Here is an 18,405-nt window from a genome sequence, read left to right as displayed (position 1 = left end):
GCTATCTCCACCCCATGAGCGACATTCTCGACGACGAAACCGCCGCCAAGCTTATCAAAAACATCCGCGAGAACGACCAGCCGAGCCCGCACTTCCAGGCGACGATGATCAACTTCGTCTACTCGCTCCACCAGAGCGACGGCGGCCTCGACGAGATCGAACTCGAAGCGGGTGAGGTCGAGGAGATTCTGAATGGGATGCCGACCAACCCCGAAGTCGAACTGGCGCACATGGACGAGTAGGATTACTCGACCGTCCGGTCCGCCCACGGGCGCAAGATGGCGTGGACGGCCTCGTTCATCGGCACGTCGACGTCGACGGTCGCCGCGTGCCGCACCACCGACCCGTGGAGCGCGTCGAGTTCTAACCGCTTGCCGTGGGTCAGGTCGTAGTGCAGCGAGGAGTACATCTCCGAGTCCAGCCCCTGCACGAACTCGCTCCACTCGTCGACGACCGACTCCGGCAGATCGACGCCTTCCGCCCGCGCGACAGCACTCACCTCTCCCATGAGTCGCCGGTACATCTCCCAGGACGCCTCGGTCTCCCGTATCTCGCCGAGCGGCAGGCGAGTCGTCGCCGTCATCCCTGCCTGCGCGCAGATGAGACAGAACTTCCGCCAGAGTTCGACCCGCACGTCCTCGGCCAGCACCGCTTCGATTCCCTCGGCCGCCGAGAGCGCCTCGTCGAGCGCCTCGATCCGAGCGGTTCGTTCCCCGTCGAGTTCGCCGAAGACGAACCGTGCCGGCCCGCCCGTGTGTTCCACGACGCCCGGCTCCTTGATCGTCGAGAAGATGTAGGCGACGCCGCCGGCGACGTGCTCGTCACCGATCTCGTCGGCCAGCCACGCCTCGTTGTCGACGCCGTTCTGGAAGGAGACGACGGCCGTGTCCGCACCCAGAAGCGGGTCGAGATCCGCGGCCGCCTCGCGCGTGTCGTATGACTTCACGCAGAAGAGGACGTAGTCACAGTGCCCGATGTCGGCCGGGTCGTCGGTCGCCGGACAGTCGACGGTCGTGTCACCGGCGACGCTCTCGACCCGTAACCCCGACGATCGGAGGGCGTCGAGATGCTCGCCACGCGCGATCAGATGCACTTCGTGTCCCACGTCCGCGAGCCGTGCGCCGAGATAGCCGCCGACGCCGCCCGCCCCGAATACGGCGAACTTCATAGCGACCGTACGACCGACCCCGTGAAAGGTGTGGGGGACCGTCCCCGTTGCCACGCGCCGTCACGCTGGCTCACAATTGGCGGTTCGTCCAGTAAGGAAAGGGGAGGGGTTCCGCATGGGACGATGGTACAGGCAGTATTCGGAACCCACTCGGGTTTTCAAGCCAATCCTTTGAATACTTCGTGGCTGTCTCATCGTTTGCCTCCCCTGTAGAACGTTTCGGCACGGCAACTTCTTCACCTCGAGACGACGTTCCGGGGCGAGCGCCGACGGCTCGGCAGGCCGTCCGAATCCGGCGGGCGCGGGTCCGTTGCGCCCGACGGTTCCCTCGCGGCGAGCGCCGGTGCTCACCGGTCGAGGATGGGATTCCAGGGGACGGTCACACACCAGACTACTGGAACCCCGTTCGTAGGTCGCTCCGTCGAGTTGAAGACTCGCTCGTCGGTTTCCATCTAGTGAAAACGCGACCGTCGAGTGCCTGCCGGCCATCACGCGCTCGAAAGCCAGTCCGGCATCGCCACGTCCGTCTCGCCGACTCGCGTCTGGGCGTAGTGGTAGCGGAGCGTCCCCTCCGAATACGTCACCGTCGTCTCGATCTCGAGGACGCGGCCGTCCGCCGCGACGACGACTTGCCCCGTCGCGTCCCGGGCCGAGCCGTACGTCCGCGAGAGCGTGTTGCTGTACGCTCCCGTCACGTCGTACACGAGTGCGGTCGTCCCCTGTCGACGAACCGTCCGCTCGAATTCGAGGTCGTAGAGCAACAGATGCGAGTAGAGGACGCCGTTGTCTATCGATTGCGCCACTTCTCCGAAACGAGCGGACGACTGCCCGACCAGCGTCTCGTTTCGAGCGTCCCAGCGCGAGAGCGTCCCGTCCGCGAAATAGGCGATGCGGTGGTTCGTCTTCCCCTCGATCGAGGCGTACAGCCGCCTGTCCGCCGTGTCGAGTCGCATGTCGAGCGTGGTGTTTCGGCGTGGAATTCCCTCCGACTCGACTACTTCCGATCGATACGTGACGGTGGCCGACGGTCCGGTGAGGACGGCGGTGTAGTGGGATCGCAGGGCGACCGAGGCGTTCACGCCCGTCGCATTCCAGCCGGACGGGTACGTCACCGCAGACGGGTTCGACGGCGTCGGCGTCGCTGTCTCCGTTACCGCCGGCGTCTCGTCGCCGTCCGGTGCGAATCCTGCACACCCTGCCGTGACGACGAGGAGCGCGGCCAGGACTGTGGTCCAACCCTGTCGCATAGATACTGGAGGGACGGATCAGCTTATGAGGCTCACGCTTACCGGGTCAGTACTGTGGCCCCCACGGATCGCCACACCGGGGACAGTGACCGGGCGCCGTCGCGATGTTGTCGTAGCTCTCCACGTACCCGCAACTGTCACACGACATCTTTCGCGCCATCGCTGCGTCGGGTTTGACGCTCCAGCTACTAGTTACTGTCTCGGCTCACGGGCCGCGTGACCGATTCGGTCCGCTCGGCGCTGGGCCGCCTTCGCCGGACGGCCGTCACCGGGTGTCCGTATCGAGAGTGCTACGCATCTTCCTCCCATATCTGGTTTTGATTAATCGAGTGAATATATGAATTTTACATGATTGATAACTATTTGTCAGAACGGAGATGGGGTGCCTCTGACATCGACATCCGGTCTGCGCCCGGATACTCCACCTGTCTCCGCCGTATTTTACGCCGACTGAACGTCTCCTCCATTCGCTACGGTCGCCGTCGCCTCGCGTTCGCTACGCTCGCGTGGACGGAGGCAAAGCGATTTCTCGTCGACTTCACATCGGCTGGAAAACGAGTCCGCCCTCCCCGATTTGAACGGGGGGCAAGCCGATCTACAGTCGGCTGCTCTACCAGTCTGAGCTAAGGGCGGGCACGTAGACGTAATCGCCAGACTGGACTTAAGGATTCTCATTTACGTGGCGGGCGGACCCGAACCCTTTCGTCGGCCGCCCGCCATCGACGCCGCATGGACGAGGAGCGACAGGCGACCTTCGGGCCGGACGGCGAACTGGAGACGGAGGCGCCGGAGGCGACGGGGACCAACGACTTCGGCGAGGAGACGGGTGCCGACGAGACGGACGGTGGGTTCAACCGCTACGCGGTCGTCAGCCTCCTCCAGAAGGCCATCCGCCGCGGCGACGAGGAGGTGTCGGCGTGGTGTGCGTGGGAACTCGCACGCTCCGGCTTCGGGTGGAACCTCTGGGACCGCCTGAACACGTTCGTCGTCGAGGACCTGCAAGCCGACGCGCAGGCCGCCCTCCTCGTCGGCCGGTACGAGGAGTTGGCCGAGAACTGGGACATGGACTCCCGGCGGGGGCAGATGGCGGCGGTGCAGGCGGCGCTGGTCGTCGCGCGCGCCAGAGCGGCCCGCGAGGGCGCGAACGCGGTCAACGCGTTCCACGCCATCGCGAAGCGGCGGGCCGAGGCGCACGAACGAGGGGAGGAGCCGACTCACTCCTTCCCCGTCAGCGGCGAGGACCTCTCCGCCGGCGGCCAGTACGACGTGGCTCTCGACGGCCACACTGGCGAAGGGGCGCGACTGAACCGGAGTTCGCCGTTCTTCCGGGTTCATGGCGCGCGCGTCGGTCCCGAAGGGGAGACGGACGTGAGCGCCCGGTGGAAGCGCCTCTATCTCGCGCTCGACGAATACGACTACACGGACGAGGAGGTCGCCCACGCACTCGCGGCGGTCGACGCGGACGATCCGTGGACTGAACCGGATTTCGAGGAGTGATCACTCGCCCCACAGGGCGTACATATCGTCGCGAATCGGCTCCGTGTAGCGCTCGCCGTCGATTCTGACCGCCGCCTCCCCGGCTTCGACCCGGCCGATGTCGACGGCGTCGATTCCTTCCGCGGCCAGCGCTGCGAGTGCGTCGTCGACCTCGTCGTCGCCCACGGTCGCCAGCAACGCGCCGGACCCGAGGACGCGGAGGGGATCGACACCCACCGCCTCGCAGGCCGCGCGCGTCTCCGCCCGAACGTGGACGGCGTCGCGGTCCACGTCGAGAGTCACGTCGCCGGTGATCGCCAGTTCGATCAGTCCTTCGAGGACGCCGCCCTCGGTGGGGTCGTGCATGGCCGTCGCGACCGGCGTGAGGACGGCCGCCTCGGGAATCACGCTGAGGTCGTCGAAGGCGGCCGTCGCCCGGTCGAGCGCGTCGGCCGAGAGATCTAAGCGGTCGCGGAAGTCGGTGGCGAGGACGCCCGTCGCCTCGATCCCCGCACCCTTCGTGAGCAGGACGTGATCGCCGGGTGTCGCGCCACCCGTCGAGACGAATCGGTCGGCGGTACCGAAGCAGGTGAGCGAACAGAGCGGGCGGTCGAGACCGGCGACGACTTCGGTGTGCCCGCCGGCGATGGTCAGCCCCAACCGCTTCGATTCGGCGTCGAGTTGACCGGTGATCGTATCGAGCAGGCTCGGGTCGGCGCTCGGGAGGAGGACCGTACAGAGGAGGAACTCGGGGGCACCGCCACACGCCGCCACGTCGTTCGAGGCGACGGTGACGGCCAACTGCCCGATGCGCTCGGCCGCGAGGGAGATGGGGTCCGTGCTGACGACCAGCGTCTCCGATCCGACCCGAATCGCCGCGGCGTCCTCGCCGAACGCCGGTCCGGCGAGCAGGTTCGAGTTAGGAGCGCCGGTCCGCGAGAGAACGAGATCGGTGAGGGTCGTGCGATCCAGTTTGCCGGTCATGGGCGGCGCTACGCCCGCCCCGTTCATGTGCCTTCCCGTCCGAACCGCACCTACAAGCCGCCGGGGGCGGTAGGTGGAGTATGCTCCTGACACCCGGCCCGACGGCCCTGCCGCCGTCCGTCCGCGAGGTGATGAGCGAGGAACTGATCAACCCCGACGTCGACCCCGCGTTCGCCGACCGCTACGACGCCCTCCTCGACAAACTCGGGACCGTCTTCGACACCGACGACGAGATGGTCGTCATGGGCGGCGAGGGCATCCTCGGACTGGAGGCGGCCATCGCCTCCACCGTCGGTCCCGGCGATCACGTTCTGTGTCTCTCGAATGGCCCGTACGGCGACGGCTTCGCCGACTTCGTCGAGAGCTACGGCGGCGAGTCGACGCTCGTCGACGCCGACTACGACGACTCGCTTCCCCTGGCCGATCTGGAGCGAACGCTCGCGGCGGGCGACTTCGACCTCGCCACGATGGTCCACTGCGAGACGCCGACGGGGGCGCTCAACGATCTCTCCCCCGCGCTTGCCCTGTTCGACGACCACGACGTGGTGACCGTCGTCGACGCCGTCTCGTCGCTCGGCGGGGCGTCCGTCCCCACCGACCGCATCGACATCTGCCTCGGCGCGTCACAGAAGTGTTTCAGCGCGCCGCCGGGGCTCGCCGTCGCCTCGGTGAGCGACGCGGCGTGGGACCGGATCGAGGAGCGGGAGCCCGAATCGCTGTACACCAACCTCCTCCCGTGGCACGACGCCGAACAGCCCTACCCCTACACCCACCTGACAACGCTCGTCGTCGCTCTCGACGAGGCGCTCGACCTGCTCTTGGCGGAGGGACTGGATGCCGTCTACGACCGACATCGGGAAGTGGCCGCAGTGTGCCGGGAGCGTGGCTCCGAGCTCGGACTTGACCCCTACCCCGATCCCGAACGGAGTTCGCCGACCGTCACCGCCTTTTCGGTTCCCGGGCGGGCGACGGAGTTGCAGGAACGACTCCGTGAGACCCACGACGTGACGCTCTCGACTGGATTCGGTGACCTCGCGGACGACGTGCTCCGGGTGGGACACATGGGGTACAACGCCGACGTGGATCGGGTGGGGCAGGCGATGGACGCGCTCGAAGCGGAACTCTAATCGACGCCCTGCTCGGTCACGCGAATCCCTTTCTCCGCGAGGTGGCGCATCTGTCGCTGGGCGAAGTCTTCCTCGCTCGTCCCGCGGGTCGCCAGCACGTACACCGTCGCGCTCCCTGCGGGGCGCATCGTCCGCCCGGCCCGCTGGGCACCCTGTCGGCGCGACCCGCCGAGCCCCGAGGCGACGATGGCGAGTTCGGCGTTCGGCAGGTCGATCCCCTCGTCGCCGACGCGGGAGACGACGAGCGTCCGGCGCTCGCCCGCTCGGAACTCCTCGAACAACCGGTCGCGTTCGTGGTGGGGCATCTCGCCGCTGACGAAGGGCGCGTCGATGGCGTCAGCGATTTCCCGGCCGTGATCCAGCCACTCGACGAAGACGAGCGCCTTCGCCGTCGGGTGTTCCGCGAGCAGGTGACGCACTTCGTCGATCTTCGCCGGATTCTCGCCGGCGATCCGATGTTTCGCGCGCGGCTCCGCGCTCCCGTACGCGTTGCGTTCCTCGTCGTTCGCCCACGGGAGGTAGCGGATCTCGACCTCGGGCTCCTGGACGTAGCCGGCGTCGAAGAGGGCGTCCCAGTCGGTGCCGATGGGTGGACCGACGAGCGTGTAGATATCCGTCTCGCGGTCGTCCTCCCGCACCGGCGTCGCGGAGAGGCCGAGGCGGTGTTTGCTCTGGAGGTCCGCGCTCCGCCGGTACACCTCGCTGGGGATGTGGTGGACCTCGTCGTAGACGATCAGCCCCCACTCGCGGCGGTCGAACAGCGCGCGGTGGCGGTCCATGCCCGCGACCTGGTAGGTGGCGATAGTGACTGGGCTGATGTCTTTCTCGCCCCCGTGGTACTCACCGATGTCTTCCGTGTCGAGCGTCGTGTGTTCGAGGAGTTCGGTCCGCCACTGCCCCGCGAGTTCGCGGCTGGGGACGAGAATCAGCGTCTCGCCGCCGACGGCCGCGAGAGCGCCGATGGCGGCGACGGTCTTGCCGCTCCCCGACGGGCCGACGAACACGCCGGCACGCTGATCGAGGAAGCGGTCGACCCAGTCGCGCTGGTAGTCGCGGAGACTCGTCGTCAGGTCCACGTCGAGTGGGTCGCCGGTCTCCAGATCACGCTCGTCGACGACGGGGTAGCCCGCCTCGTAGAGGACCCGCTTGATCGCCGCCTCGCTCCCCTCCACGACCCAGCTCTCGGTGTCAGAGATGGGGGCATGAAGGTGTTCCTCGTCGAGTTTCTGCCGGGCGACGTTGCCCATCAGGCTCTCGCTCGCCGCCTCCAGAACCGTGTAGCCGTCCTCGTGGGTCGTGAGTGTGAACTGCCGGGCGCGAGTCCACTGGCGCTCGATCCACTCCTCGAGGTGGGGAGACCGTCGGGGGAGGACGGAGCGCAGCGTTCGCAGGAGGGCGTCGCAGTCGTCGAACGGTGCGGCCCACACGTCCTCCTGGCGGATGCGATAGAGGTAGCCTTTGGTTCCGGAGGTGTCGACGAGGTGGGCGAGACGAGAGAGTTGCGCGCGGGTGTACTGAGTCGGCTGGTCGACGACGAGTTCCCGCCGCTCCGGAAAGAGTATCACGCGCTCGCGCTCCGCGAGTTCCTTCCACTCGGTCGGATACCAGACGACGGGGTCGGCTTCGACGTCGAGGCGTTCCACGCGGCCGTCGGTAACTAGTCGGTCGAGGGCCTCGCTGGCAGCTGCCTGCGAACACCCGATCCGGCGGGCGATCTGCTGGGCGGTGGCGACGGGGCGTCCCTCCGCCTGCAACGCGTCGTGGAACGACTCCAGCGTGACGGCGTCCATGCCGTCTGCGGATTCGTCGGTCATCGGTGCCGGTACGCCCCGGACGGAGAAACGAGTTGTGACCCGTTCCTAGCCCAGCAGTCCCAGATCGTCGATGCGGTCGACGATCACGTCGACCGCCTCGGCGGCGTCGGCCGTCCGCTTCCCACCCGTGATGACGATTTTCCCGCTGCCGAACAGCAGGATGACCACGTCGGGATCGTCCATGCGGTAGACGAGACCGGGGAACTGTTCCGGTTCGTACTCCACGTCCTCCAGCCCAAGCCCGATGGCGAGGGCGTTGAGGTTGAGCGTGTGGCCCAGATCCGCGCTGGAGACGATGTTCTGGACCGTGATCTCTGGGCTCTCCTCGACGGGAATCTGCAGGTCGCGGAGTTTCTGGAAGATGATACCGAGTGCGTCGTGGACGTCGTCGATACTCTTCGCGCCCGTGCACACGATCTTCCCCGACCGGAAGATGAGGGCCGCCGCTTTCGGTTCCTGCGTGCGGTAGACCAGCCCTGGGAAGTTGTCGGGATTGAAGTCGGCCCCGGGGAGGTCCTCCGCGAGCGCTTCGAGATCGAGCTCTTGCCCGATGCCGGTCGACGCCACCACGTTCTGAATCTCTATCGAATCTGCCGGGTCACTCATCGTATGCGCCCAAATGCACGCCCCATCCTTATAAACCACCCCGGAGACGTGCGGTCGTTGATCCTTCACGCCGGGCGACAGCCCGAATCGACCCCTCGTGCGACCACTCACCACGACAGGGATCACCACGCAAATATCATTGCGTCTGCCGATTTCAGCGGAAACCAACGGGGTTAAGTATTCACCTCCATTCTGCATCTAATGCGAACGCGGCGAGGGCGACGATGCCCTCGGCGTCCCGGACCACACGCTCCGATGGGAGATCCCCCGGGCCCGATCAACGGGCTTATATGGGTCGCTCTCGTCGGTTCAAGTCCGGACGAAACATGAGGATTCCCCCCCTGCGGTCCGCCGTAAGACGGAATCTGATGTGAGCCTCGGTGGGTCGGTGTCACCCGGTCGCTCGGGTGGACCCGATCCACCACCTTGGACCTCAGTGGTCTTTACGACGCGGAAACATTACGTTTCCCGCCACCCCTCACTCCCTCTGGAGTGAGCCCATTCCGGTTGATCCTGCCGGAGGCCATTGCTATCGGGGTCCGATTTAGCCATGCTAGTTGTACGAGTTTACACTCGTAGCAAATAGCTCCGTAACACGTGGCCAAACTACCCTACAGAGAACGATAACCTCGGGAAACTGAGGCTAATAGTTCATATCCGTCCCAAGCTGGAATGCTGGGACGTGTAAACGCTCCGGCGCTGTAGGACGTGGCTGCGGCCGATTAGGTAGACGGTGGGGTAACGGCCCACCGTGCCGATAATCGGTACGGGTTGTGAGAGCAAGAACCCGGAGACGGAATCTGAGACAAGATTCCGGGCCCTACGGGGCGCAGCAGGCGCGAAACCTTTACACTGCACGCAAGTGCGATAAGGGGACCCCGAGTGCGAGGGCATACAGTCCTCGCTTTTCACTACCGTAAGGTGGTAGTGGAATAAGAGCTGGGCAAGACCGGTGCCAGCCGCCGCGGTAATACCGGCAGCTCGAGTGATGGCCGATTTTATTGGGCCTAAAGCGTCCGTAGCCGGCCACACAAGTCCATCGGGAAATCCGCCAGCCTAACTGGCGGGCGTCCGGTGGAAACTGTGTGGCTTGGGACCGGAAGACCCAACAGGTACGTCTTGGGTAGGAGTGAAATCCCGTAATCCTGGACGGACCACCGATAGCGAAAGCATGTTGGGAAGACGGATCCGACGGTGAGGGACGAAAGCCAGGGTCTCGAACCGGATTAGATACCCGGGTAGTCCTGGCCGTAAACGATGTCTGCTAGGTGTGACTCCCACTACGAGTGGGTGTTGTGCCGTAGGGAAGCCGCTAAGCAGACCGCCTGGGAAGTACGTCCGCAAGGATGAAACTTAAAGGAATTGGCGGGGGAGCACTACAACCGGAGGAGCCTGCGGTTTAATTGGACTCAACGCCGGACATCTCACCAGCATCGACAACAGCAATGACGACCAGGTTGATGACCTTGTCAGAGCTGTTGAGAGGAGGTGCATGGCCGCCGTCAGCTCGTACCGTGAGGCGTCCTGTTAAGTCAGGCAACGAGCGAGACCCGCACTCCTAATTGCCAGCACCGGCTTCGGCCGGGTGGGTACATTAGGAGGACTGCCGTGGCTAACACGGAGGAAGGAACGGGCAACGGTAGGTCAGTATGCCCCGAATGTGCTGGGCTACACGCGGGCTACAATGGCCAAGACAATGGGTTCCCACCTCGAGAGAGGGCGGTAATCTCCTAAACTTGGTCGTAGTTCGGATTGAGGGTTGAAACTCACCCTCATGAAGCTGGATTCGGTAGTAATCGCGTGTCAGCAGCGCGCGGTGAATACGTCCCTGCTCCTTGCACACACCGCCCGTCAAAGCACCCGAGTGGGGTCCGGATGAGGCTTGGTCACCCAAGTCGAATCTGGGCTCCGCAAGGGGGCTTAAGTCGTAACAAGGTAGCCGTAGGGGAATCTGCGGCTGGATCACCTCCTACTGACCGGGACCTCCCGCTTCCACACGGGAGGCCCACCACGTAGCGACCACTCGTCCAAGGAATCGGATCGCCCACCCGAACGACCGGGCACCTACGACCCACCGAGGCTCACACACCATCACCCAGCGTCCCACTTTGGGACCGGGCCCGTAGCTCAGCGGTAGAGCACCTCCTTTGCAAGGAGGACGCCCTGGGTTCAAATCCCAGCGGGTCCATGCCAGCCCACCGTCGCCGAAACGCACTGCTTAAGTGCATGACGGCGCTCGGTTGGGCTACGCAAGACCGATGCACCATCCCGTGTGAACGCGGATGGGAAGGGTCGAACGCCCTCGCGTCCACGAGAGCGTAATGACACCGTATGTACGTGCGATCCAGGCGTCCACTGGACCCGAACAGTCATATCCGGGTCACTAGTGTGACAACCATCAATCTGGCTACTGTGCCAGCTGGTGAATGGCTCGGCTCGAGAGCCGAAGACGGACGTGCCAAGCTGCGATAAGCCTCAGGGACCCGCATGGAGGGAAAGAACTGAGGATCTCCGAATGGGAATCCCCTCGCAATTGCTTCGCGCAATGGGGAACGCTCCGAATTGAAACATCTCAGTAGGAGCAGGAAGAGAACGCAAATCGCGATCCCGTTAGTAACCGCGAGTGAACGCGGGCCAGCCCAAACCGAATCTCTCACGAGACATGTGGTGTAGGCTGACGATCAGCGTCCGACCCGTCCCGAGAAGTCTCCTGAAACGGAGCGCGATACAGGGTGACAGCCCCGTATCGGGATGCAGTACGACGTGAGTCAGTTCAAGAGTAGCGGGGATTGGATATTCCTCGTGAACGTCCCGGGCATCAACCGGGAAGGCTAAACACTCCTCGAGACCGATAGCGAACAAGTAGCGTGAGCGAACGCTGAAAAGTATCCCGAGAAGGGAACTGAAATAGAGCCTGAACTCAGTTGGCGATCGAGCGACGGGGCATACAAGGTCCTTCGACAAACGACCGCGGGGCGACCCGCTAGTAGGACTCGAAGGAAGCCGATGTTCCGTCGTGCGTTTTGAAAAACGAACCAGGGAGTGCACTTGCTTGGCAAGCCTAACTCGACTATCGAGGAAGGCACAGGGAAACCGATACGGCCGCAGTCTTACGACCAGGGCCACCGTGTTCAAGCGCGGGGAGTCAAGCGGGTGCGACCCGAAACCGGGTGATCTACGCGTGGGCAGGGTGAAGCGTGGCGAAAGCCACGTGGAGGCCCGTTAGGGGTGGTGTCCTACAATACCCTCCCGTGACCTATGCGTAGGGGTGAAAGGCCCATCGAACCCGGCAACAGCTGGTTCCAGCCGAAACATGTCGAAGCATGACCTCTTCTGAGGTAGTCCGCGAGGTAGAGCTACCGATTGGAAGACCCGCCTCCGAGAGGAGTCGGCCTTCCTGTCGAACTCCGAACTTGCGGACGCCGTAGACGAAGGGAGTCCGGTGTGCGGGGTAAGCCTGTGCACCGTAAGGGAGACAACCCAGCGGTAGGTTAAGGTCCCCAAGTGTAGATTAAGTGCGATCGAAGGTGGTCCCGAGCCCTAGACAGCCGGGAGGTGAGCTTAGAAGCAGCTACCCTCTAAGAAAAGCGTAACAGCTTACCGGCCGAGGTTCGGGGCGCCCAAAATGATCGGGGCTCAAATCTACCACCGAGACCTACCCGTGTCCTTCACCGGACAATCGCGTAGGCTGGCACTCCGTTCGGACGGAAGCGCGGGCGAGAGTTCGTGTGGACCGAGCGGTGACGATAATCCTGGTCATAGTAGCAGCGAGAGTCGGGTGTGACCCCCGACGGCCTTACGAGCAAGGGTTCCTCGGCACTGCCAATCAGCCGAGGGTTAGTCGATCCTAAGTCTCGCCGTAATTCGACCGAGACAACAGGGAAGCTGGTTAATATTCCAGCACCACTACTCATTGAAAGTTGACGCTTTGGGGACAGCCGAGCCGGGCCTTCGCCCGGTCGAATCAGGTACCGCCGTGGAAGCCGTAATGGCAGGAAGCGGCCAAATCCTGAGATAGCGCAAGTCGGCCGTACCTAGAGCCCGTGAAAAGACGAGAGTAGTGATCGTACCGAGATCCGACACAGGTGCTCTGCCGGCGAAAGGCAAGGCCCGTCGGGAGCAACCGGCGTTAGGGAATTCGGCAAGTTAGTCCCGTACGTTCGCAATAAGGGATGCCTGCCTCGGAGAGAGGCAGGTCGCAGTGACTCGGGCGCTCCGACTGTCTAGTAACAACATAGGTGACCGCAAATCCGCAAGGACTCGTACGGTCACTGAATCCTGCCCAGTGCGGGTATCTGAACACCTCGTACAAGAGGACGAAGGACCCGTCAACGGCGGGGGTAACTATGACCCTCTTAAGGTAGCGTAGTACCTTGCCGCTTCAGTAGCGGCTTGCATGAATGGATCAACGAGAGCGCCACTGTCCCAACGCTGGGCCCGGTGAACTGTACGTTCCAGTGCGGAGTCTGGAGACCCCCAAGGGGAAGCGAAGACCCTATAGAGCTTTACTGCAGGCTGTCGCTGAGACGTGGTCGCTACTGTGCAGCATAGGTAGGAGGCATTACACAGGTACCCGCGCTAGCGGGCCACCGAGCCACCATTGAAATACTACCCGGTAGTGACTGCGACTCTCACTCCTGGCGGAGGACACCGGTAGCCGGGCAGTTTGACTGGGGCGGTACGCGCTCGAAAAGATATCGAGCGCGCCCGATGGTCTCCTCATCCGGGTCGGGAACCCGGAAGAGAGCGCAAGAGCACAAGGAGGCCTGACAGTGATCTTCCCAACGAGGATCGCTGACGCGAAAGCGTGGTCTAGCGAACCCACGAGGTTCATTAATGGGACCCGTGGATGACAGAAAAGCTACCTTAGGGATAACAGAGTCGTCACTCGCAAGAGCACATATCGACCGAGTGGCTTGCTACCTCGATGTCGGTTCCCTCCATCCTGCCCGTGCAGAAGCGGGCAAGGGTGAGGTTGTTCGCCTATTAAAGGAGGTCGTGAGCTGGGTTTAGACCGTCGTGAGACAGGTCGGCTGCTATCTATTGGGGGTGTTGAGGTACCTGACGGGAACAAGCGTATAGTACGAGAGGAACTCCGCTTGGGTGCCACTGGTGTACCGGTTGTTCGAGAGAGCAGATGCCGGGCAGCCACGCACCACGGGGTAAGAGCTGAACGCATCTAAGCTCGAAACCCACCTGGAAAAGAGGTACCACCGAGGACACTCGTAGAAGACGAGTTCGATAGACTCGGGGTGTACGCGTCGAGGCAACGAGACGTTCAGCCCGCGAGCACTAACAGTCCAAGCCACATTCATCTGATTCGCACTGTGACCTGATCTGACTGATCGGGTCCAGGCGTTAACTGGATCGCACGTACATACGGTAGTTCGACCCACCGACAGTGGTCTGATGACGGTTCGATTCCGTCGGTCGGCATGAAGGCGGCCAGAGCGGCAGGGACACACCCGTACCCATCCCGAACACGGACGTTAAGCCTGTCTGCGTATCGGCCAGTACTGGAGTGCGCGAGCCTCTGGGAGACCCGATTCGCCGCCTCACCATTCATACTTCATTTCATTCACTCGGCGAGCGACGGCCATCCGTCCACTCGTCGCGTTTTCATACGCTCCGAGCCACTGGTCTCGCCACACCTACCCACATCTCACACGCGATAACGCTCGGCAATCCGAATTAAACCGGGTTTAATCGGGGTGAAACGCCCCAAACCCGGCTTCAGCGCTTTCCCGATTTAACGGGGTGTAGGCCGTGGACTCGACCGGCATGAACGCGAAACGAACTGGTGCGATACTGATGGCGGCGCTGTTATTGGTGTCGGCGGTCGCGCCGGCAGCGGTGACAGCGCAGACGACAGATGAGTCGCTGTCACTGGACGTGACACAGGACGAGACAGGGGCGGTGACGGTCACCCTGACGGACAACGGCACGGCCGTCGAGAACGCGACGGTGAACGTGACCGCCGACGGTAACGACACGTACGCCGGTGCGGGCGAGTACGAGACCGACACCAACGGCACGGTGTCGCTCGAGGCGCCCGACGAACCGGTGACGGTCACCGTCGAGGCGAGTTACAACGGCACGACCACGACGCAGACAGTCGACCTCGAACCGGCACTCGGTATCGAGGTTGACGGTGCGGCCGACGGGTCGGTCGTCGTGACGGTCACGCGCGGAAACGCGACGGTCGAGGACGCGACGGTGAACGTGACGGCGAACACGACCTACGCCGACACGGGCGAGTTCGAGACCGACGAGAACGGCACGGTCACGCTCGCCAACCCGGACGAGACGGTCGAACTGACGATCACGGCGATGGACGGGAACGACACGGCGTCCACGTCGGTCGTCGTTAAGCCGGTTCAGACGCTCGCCGTGGGTGTCGAACAGGCCGACGACGGGACGGTGACCGTCTCGGTCGGCCGACTCGGTGAACCGGTGACGAATGCGACGGTCACCGTGACGACCGATGGCACGTACGCGGCCACGGGCGAGTACGAGACGGACGACACCGGGACGGTCGTGCTCCCGGCGCCCGCGGAGAACGTCACGGTGACGGTGACGGCGACGAAAGAGGGCGACACGGCGACGACGACGGCTGACTTGGAGCCTCCCGAACCGGTCGGGCCGTTCGGTCAGATCGTCTCGGCCTTCGTCGACGCGCTGAAGGGTGCCGGCTTCACCGGCATCGGTCAGCAGGTGTCCGACTTCGTGACGGGCAACAACCCGTCGAACGCGGGTAACTCCGAGGCGGTCGGGAACAACGCGCCCGTGACGCCGCCGGCCGCGGGCAACAACGCGCCCGTGACGCCGCCGGGTCAGGAGAAGAAGGACGGCAACCAGTCGCGGATCGTTCCGGCGAACCCGCCGGTCGAGAACAAGGGCAACGAGAGCGCTCCGGGTAACTCGGGATCGGCCCCGGGTCAGTCCGACGACGATGAGGACGAGTCGCCGGGTAACTCGGGATCGGCACCGGGACAGTCTGGCGATGACGCCGAGGACGAGAGCGACGAATCGCCGGGTAACTCGGGATCGGCACCGGGTCAGTCCGAGGATAGCGACGACGATCAGTCCGAGGACGAGAGCGACGAGTCACCGGGTAACTCCGATTCGGCCCCCGGGCAGTCCGAGGATAGCGACGACGACCAGTCCGAGGACGAAAGCGACGAGTCGCCGGGTAACTCCGACTCGGCTCCCGGGCAGTCGGACGAGGAAGACGAACAGGACGGCGGTAACGACGACGCCGGCGACAACGACGCCGGCAGTAGCGGCAACGACGATGCCGGTGGCGGTAGCGACAACGCTGGCGGCAACAGTGGCGGCGGGAACGCTGGCGGCAACAGTGGCGGCGGGAACGCTGGCGGCAACAGTGGCGGCGGGAACGCTGGCGGCAACGGCGGCGGAAACGGCAACGGTCGCTAACTGAGACTCAGTTCTCTTTTTCGCGACGTTGCTTCTCAACGACGGCGTCGAGCGTCGCCGGCGCGCAGCCGGCGAGGGTGGCCGCTCGGTCGACGGCGACACCCCGTTCACGGACGGCGACGGCCGCGCCGGCGATAGCGGCTGGATCGGCGTCGTGGCCGGGTCGCCACGCCCGGTCGTCGAGCGTGTCGGTCGCGGCTGATCCGCTCGCGGCCCCGACACAGCCGACCGCGAGCATCGCGGCAGTGAACGGATCGGCTGTTTCGTCCGCGGCGCCGGGCATCGCGCTCTTTTCGGTGATGCGAAGCATCACGCTATCGACGACGCCCGCGAGCGCGAGTGCGGACTCGGGATCGTCGCCGACGAGGGCGCGGTCGAGTGCGGCCGCCCGGACCGCCGCGAGCGTCATGGTTCTGCGAGGGTGTGATCGACGACGGTTCCGTCGGGGCGGAGCGTCACCGTCCCGAGTTCGACCCGTTCGCCCGTCTCGGCCACGCGGTCGACGGCCCGGATCGTCCGGTCCCGATCTAGTCGCTCCCAGACGGCCTGCTCGACCAGTTGCTGGAAGGCGTCGCGGTCGCTCCAGGCGGCGTCGAGGTTGGAGGGAACGTGAACCAGAAACCGAAAGGCGTCGTCGTCGACGCCGATGCTCACGCCGAAGGTGTCCGCGGGGGAGTCGTCGGCCATGTGCCCGCTCGGTCCGCCGGCCGCATAAGCCGGTCGGTGTGAAAGAGAGTAACAGCCAGACGGCGGCGCGATAGCGGCGTTTTTGCCCGGTGACGGTGGAGGGTGACCATGAGCTATGCCATCGGACTCGTCGGCAAGCCCTCGGTGGGCAAGTCGACTTTCTTCAACGCGGCGACGATGAACGACGTGCCGGAGGGCGCGTATCCCTTCACCACTATCGACCCGAGCGTCGGCGAGGCGTACGTCCGCGTCGCGTGTGCGGCCCCGGAGTTCGACGAGACGTGCACGCCGAGCGTGGGCTACTGCGACGACGGGACGCGATTCGTTCCCGTCCAACTCGTCGACGTGGCCGGTCTCATCCCCGGCGCTCACGAGGGGAAGGGGCTGGGCAACCAGTTCCTGAGCGACCTCAACGAGGCGGACGTGCTGGTCCACGTCGTCGACTTCTCGGGGAAGACGGACCTCGAAGGCGAACCCACGGAGGGCCACGACCCTCGCGACGACATCGACTTCCTCGAGAACGAACTCGACATGTGGTATCTGGGGATTCTGGAGAAGGGGATCGAGCGCTTCGAGTCGAAGTATCACGGCGCGGACGCAAGCATCGAGGCCGATTTGGCCGAACAGATGAGCGCGTTCCGGACGAACGAGGACGAGATCAAGCAGATCATCCTTTCTGAGGGCCTCGACCTCGACCCGTCGACGTGGGACGAGGCGGATCGGGAGTCGCTGGCCCGCGAGATTCGCAAGCGCACGAAGCCGATGGTGATCGCGGCGAACAAGATCGACGACCCCGCGGCGGCCGAGAACTTCGCGGACATCGCGGCCGACCCCGCCTACGACCACCTCCCGATCGTCCCGGCGAGCGCCCACGCGGAGAAAGCGCTGAAGGCCGCCGACGAGGCAGGACGGATCGACTACACGCCCGGCGCCGACGACTTCGACCTCGTCGACGACGTGAGCGAGGAGCAGGCGGCCGGGTTAGAGCAGATTCGCTCCCTCCTCGACGAACACGGTGGGACGGGTGTCCAGTCGTCGCTGGAGGCGGCGCTGTTCGACGCACTCGACCTCATCGCAGTGTTCCCCGGGAGCGACGACGGATCGACGAGCGAGAAAGGGCGATTCCGCGACTGCTTCCTCCTGCCGGCCGGGTCGACGACCGAGGATTTCGCGAACCACATCCACACGGATCTGGGCGACGGGTTGCTCCACGGCATCGACTGCCGGTCGTCGCGACAGATCGGCGGGGGCCACGAACTCGACGACCGGGACGTGGTCGAACTGGTGACGACGAACTAGTCCAGCGCGGCATCGAGCGTCCGGAGCGCCCACCGCGCGCTCTCGCGTTTGACGGTCCAGCGGTCGCCGTCGAAGACGCGGCGTTCGGCGTGGACGAAGGAGTCACCAGTGCCCCACGGGGCGGCGTAGGCGACGCCGACGAAGACGAGGCCGACTGGCTTTTCGTCCGTACCACCGGACGGCCCGGCGATGCCGGTGGTCGAGACGCCCCATGTCGCCTCGGCGTCGTCGCGGACGCCCCGAGCCATCTCGCGGGCGACGGGGGCGGAGACGGCGCCGTGGTCGTCCAGCGACTCCCGAGTGACGCCGAGACAGTCGAGTTTGGCGTCGTTCGAGTAGGCGACGACGCTGCGGTCGAAGTAGTCGCTGGAGCCGGGCACGTCGGTCAGCAGTGAGCCGACGAGGCCGCCAGTGAGCGATTCGGCGACGGCGAGAGTCTCCTCGCGCTCCCGCAGGCGACGGCCGAGGCGTCGTTCGACGGCGTCGTCGCTGGCGGGTTGGGTCGTGTCGGTGGTCGAATCGGCGTCGGTCATGGACACCCGTTCGCCACCAGCCCCCAT

At 64.7% G+C, this 18,405-nt stretch carries 13 protein-coding genes, 2 tRNA genes and 3 rRNA genes; 9 read left to right on the top strand and 9 right to left on the bottom strand.

Going from position 1 to position 18,405, the window contains the following annotated elements; genetic code table 11:
• Positions 1-14 precede the first annotated feature (14 nt).
• The gene (locus DU502_RS15940) at positions 15-242 is read left to right on the top strand and encodes a hypothetical protein (RefSeq protein WP_121922034.1); all 228 of its coding nucleotides are present in this window, start codon (positions 15-17) and stop codon (positions 240-242) included.
• A gap of 2 nt (positions 243-244) precedes the next feature.
• Here DU502_RS15940 and DU502_RS15935 read toward each other — a convergent pair whose 3' ends face one another.
• From DU502_RS15935 to DU502_RS15925, 3 genes are all read right to left on the bottom strand, one after another.
• The gene (locus DU502_RS15935) at positions 245-1,168 is read right to left on the bottom strand and encodes a 2-dehydropantoate 2-reductase (protein ID WP_121922035.1); all 924 of its coding nucleotides are present in this window, start codon (positions 1,166-1,168) and stop codon (positions 245-247) included.
• Between the two features lie 488 nt (positions 1,169-1,656).
• Positions 1,657-2,415 carry a DUF7537 family lipoprotein gene (locus tag DU502_RS15930; RefSeq protein ID WP_121922036.1) on the bottom strand — a complete coding sequence of 253 codons (759 nt, stop codon included), beginning with the start codon at positions 2,413-2,415 and terminating at the stop codon, positions 1,657-1,659.
• 559 nt (positions 2,416-2,974) lie between these two features.
• Positions 2,975-3,048 (bottom strand) — tRNA-Tyr (locus DU502_RS15925).
• Positions 3,049-3,144: 96 nt separating this feature from the next.
• On the opposite strand from DU502_RS15925, the gene DU502_RS15920 reads away from it, so the two are divergent.
• Positions 3,145-3,912: a hypothetical protein gene (locus DU502_RS15920; RefSeq protein ID WP_121922037.1), complete on the top strand. Its 768-nt coding sequence runs from the start codon at positions 3,145-3,147 to the stop codon at positions 3,910-3,912.
• Here the strand turns inward: DU502_RS15920 and DU502_RS15915 are convergent, their stop codons facing one another.
• Positions 3,913-4,875: an AIR synthase family protein gene (locus DU502_RS15915; protein ID WP_121922049.1), complete on the bottom strand. Its 963-nt coding sequence runs from the start codon at positions 4,873-4,875 to the stop codon at positions 3,913-3,915.
• Between the two features lie 80 nt (positions 4,876-4,955).
• On the opposite strand from DU502_RS15915, the gene DU502_RS15910 reads away from it, so the two are divergent.
• The gene (locus tag DU502_RS15910; protein WP_121922038.1) at positions 4,956-6,002 is read left to right on the top strand and encodes a pyridoxal-phosphate-dependent aminotransferase family protein; all 1,047 of its coding nucleotides are present in this window, start codon (positions 4,956-4,958) and stop codon (positions 6,000-6,002) included.
• On the opposite strand, the gene DU502_RS15905 is transcribed toward DU502_RS15910, so the two are convergent.
• Both DU502_RS15905 and DU502_RS15900 read right to left on the bottom strand, forming a co-directional pair.
• The gene (locus DU502_RS15905) at positions 5,999-7,816 is read right to left on the bottom strand and encodes a DEAD/DEAH box helicase (protein WP_121922039.1); all 1,818 of its coding nucleotides are present in this window, start codon (positions 7,814-7,816) and stop codon (positions 5,999-6,001) included. The genes DU502_RS15910 and DU502_RS15905 overlap by 4 nt on opposite strands.
• 45 nt (positions 7,817-7,861) lie before the next feature.
• Positions 7,862-8,422, bottom strand: coding sequence for a TATA-box-binding protein (locus tag DU502_RS15900; RefSeq protein ID WP_121922040.1), 561 nt, complete (start codon positions 8,420-8,422; stop codon positions 7,862-7,864).
• Between the two features lie 500 nt (positions 8,423-8,922).
• Here DU502_RS15900 and DU502_RS15895 point away from each other — a divergent pair.
• The 5 genes from DU502_RS15895 (at position 8,923) to DU502_RS15875 (ending at position 15,859) form a co-directional block, all read left to right on the top strand.
• A 16S ribosomal RNA gene (locus DU502_RS15895) occupies positions 8,923-10,393 on the top strand.
• Positions 10,394-10,538: 145 nt separating this feature from the next.
• Positions 10,539-10,610, top strand: a tRNA-Ala gene (locus DU502_RS15890).
• Between the two features lie 210 nt (positions 10,611-10,820).
• Positions 10,821-13,736, top strand: a 23S ribosomal RNA gene (locus tag DU502_RS15885).
• Between the two features lie 123 nt (positions 13,737-13,859).
• Positions 13,860-13,981, top strand: a 5S ribosomal RNA gene (gene rrf, locus DU502_RS15880).
• The 16S, 23S and 5S rRNA genes sit together here with 1 tRNA gene alongside, the layout of an rRNA operon.
• Positions 13,982-14,203: 222 nt before the next feature.
• Positions 14,204-15,859, top strand: a complete 1,656-nt coding sequence (locus DU502_RS15875; protein WP_121921722.1) for a DNA primase — start codon at positions 14,204-14,206, stop codon at positions 15,857-15,859.
• A 7-nt stretch (positions 15,860-15,866) separates the two neighbouring features.
• Here the strand turns inward: DU502_RS15875 and DU502_RS15870 are convergent, their stop codons facing one another.
• A complete protein-coding gene (locus DU502_RS15870) occupies positions 15,867-16,268 on the bottom strand; it encodes a hypothetical protein (protein WP_121921721.1) in 402 nt (133 codons plus the stop codon).
• Positions 16,265-16,546 carry a hypothetical protein gene (locus DU502_RS15865; RefSeq protein ID WP_121921720.1) on the bottom strand — a complete coding sequence of 94 codons (282 nt, stop codon included), beginning with the start codon at positions 16,544-16,546 and terminating at the stop codon, positions 16,265-16,267. The genes DU502_RS15870 and DU502_RS15865 overlap by 4 nt, the downstream gene beginning before the upstream one ends.
• A gap of 108 nt (positions 16,547-16,654) precedes the next feature.
• Between DU502_RS15865 and DU502_RS15860 the strand changes: the two genes are divergently transcribed.
• Positions 16,655-17,845, top strand: coding sequence for a redox-regulated ATPase YchF (locus DU502_RS15860; protein ID WP_121921719.1), 1,191 nt, complete (start codon positions 16,655-16,657; stop codon positions 17,843-17,845).
• Here the strand turns inward: DU502_RS15860 and DU502_RS15855 are convergent.
• Positions 17,842-18,378, bottom strand: a complete 537-nt coding sequence (locus DU502_RS15855; RefSeq protein ID WP_121921718.1) for a CinA family protein — start codon at positions 18,376-18,378, stop codon at positions 17,842-17,844. The two genes, DU502_RS15860 and DU502_RS15855, sit on opposite strands and share 4 nt — an antisense overlap.
• Positions 18,379-18,405: the final 27 nt, after the last annotated feature.

The sequence above is a fragment of the Haloplanus aerogenes genome (assembly GCF_003856835.1).
Lineage (GTDB): Archaea > Halobacteriota > Halobacteria > Halobacteriales > Haloferacaceae > Haloplanus > Haloplanus aerogenes.
The sequence above is the reverse complement of the archived record's forward strand: the minus strand, read 5'-3'. Positions and strand labels throughout refer to the sequence as shown.

What these genes read in the sequence shown, in the direction of transcription:
- DU502_RS15940 (WP_121922034.1), top strand. Translation starts at nt 15, where the DNA reads ATGAGCGACATTCTCGACGACGAAACCGCCGCCAAGCTTATCAAAAAC.
- DU502_RS15935 (WP_121922035.1), bottom strand. Translation starts at nt 1,168, where the DNA reads ATGAAGTTCGCCGTATTCGGGGCGGGCGGCGTCGGCGGCTATCTCGGC.
- DU502_RS15930 (WP_121922036.1), bottom strand. Translation starts at nt 2,415, where the DNA reads ATGCGACAGGGTTGGACCACAGTCCTGGCCGCGCTCCTCGTCGTCACG.
- DU502_RS15920 (WP_121922037.1), top strand. Translation starts at nt 3,145, where the DNA reads ATGGACGAGGAGCGACAGGCGACCTTCGGGCCGGACGGCGAACTGGAG.
- DU502_RS15915 (WP_121922049.1), bottom strand. Translation starts at nt 4,875, where the DNA reads ATGACCGGCAAACTGGATCGCACGACCCTCACCGATCTCGTTCTCTCG.
- DU502_RS15910 (WP_121922038.1), top strand. Translation starts at nt 4,956, where the DNA reads ATGCTCCTGACACCCGGCCCGACGGCCCTGCCGCCGTCCGTCCGCGAG.
- DU502_RS15905 (WP_121922039.1), bottom strand. Translation starts at nt 7,816, where the DNA reads ATGACCGACGAATCCGCAGACGGCATGGACGCCGTCACGCTGGAGTCG.
- DU502_RS15900 (WP_121922040.1), bottom strand. Translation starts at nt 8,422, where the DNA reads ATGAGTGACCCGGCAGATTCGATAGAGATTCAGAACGTGGTGGCGTCG.
- DU502_RS15875 (WP_121921722.1), top strand. Translation starts at nt 14,204, where the DNA reads ATGAACGCGAAACGAACTGGTGCGATACTGATGGCGGCGCTGTTATTG.
- DU502_RS15870 (WP_121921721.1), bottom strand. Translation starts at nt 16,268, where the DNA reads ATGACGCTCGCGGCGGTCCGGGCGGCCGCACTCGACCGCGCCCTCGTC.
- DU502_RS15865 (WP_121921720.1), bottom strand. Translation starts at nt 16,546, where the DNA reads ATGGCCGACGACTCCCCCGCGGACACCTTCGGCGTGAGCATCGGCGTC.
- DU502_RS15860 (WP_121921719.1), top strand. Translation starts at nt 16,655, where the DNA reads ATGAGCTATGCCATCGGACTCGTCGGCAAGCCCTCGGTGGGCAAGTCG.
- DU502_RS15855 (WP_121921718.1), bottom strand. Translation starts at nt 18,378, where the DNA reads ATGACCGACGCCGATTCGACCACCGACACGACCCAACCCGCCAGCGAC.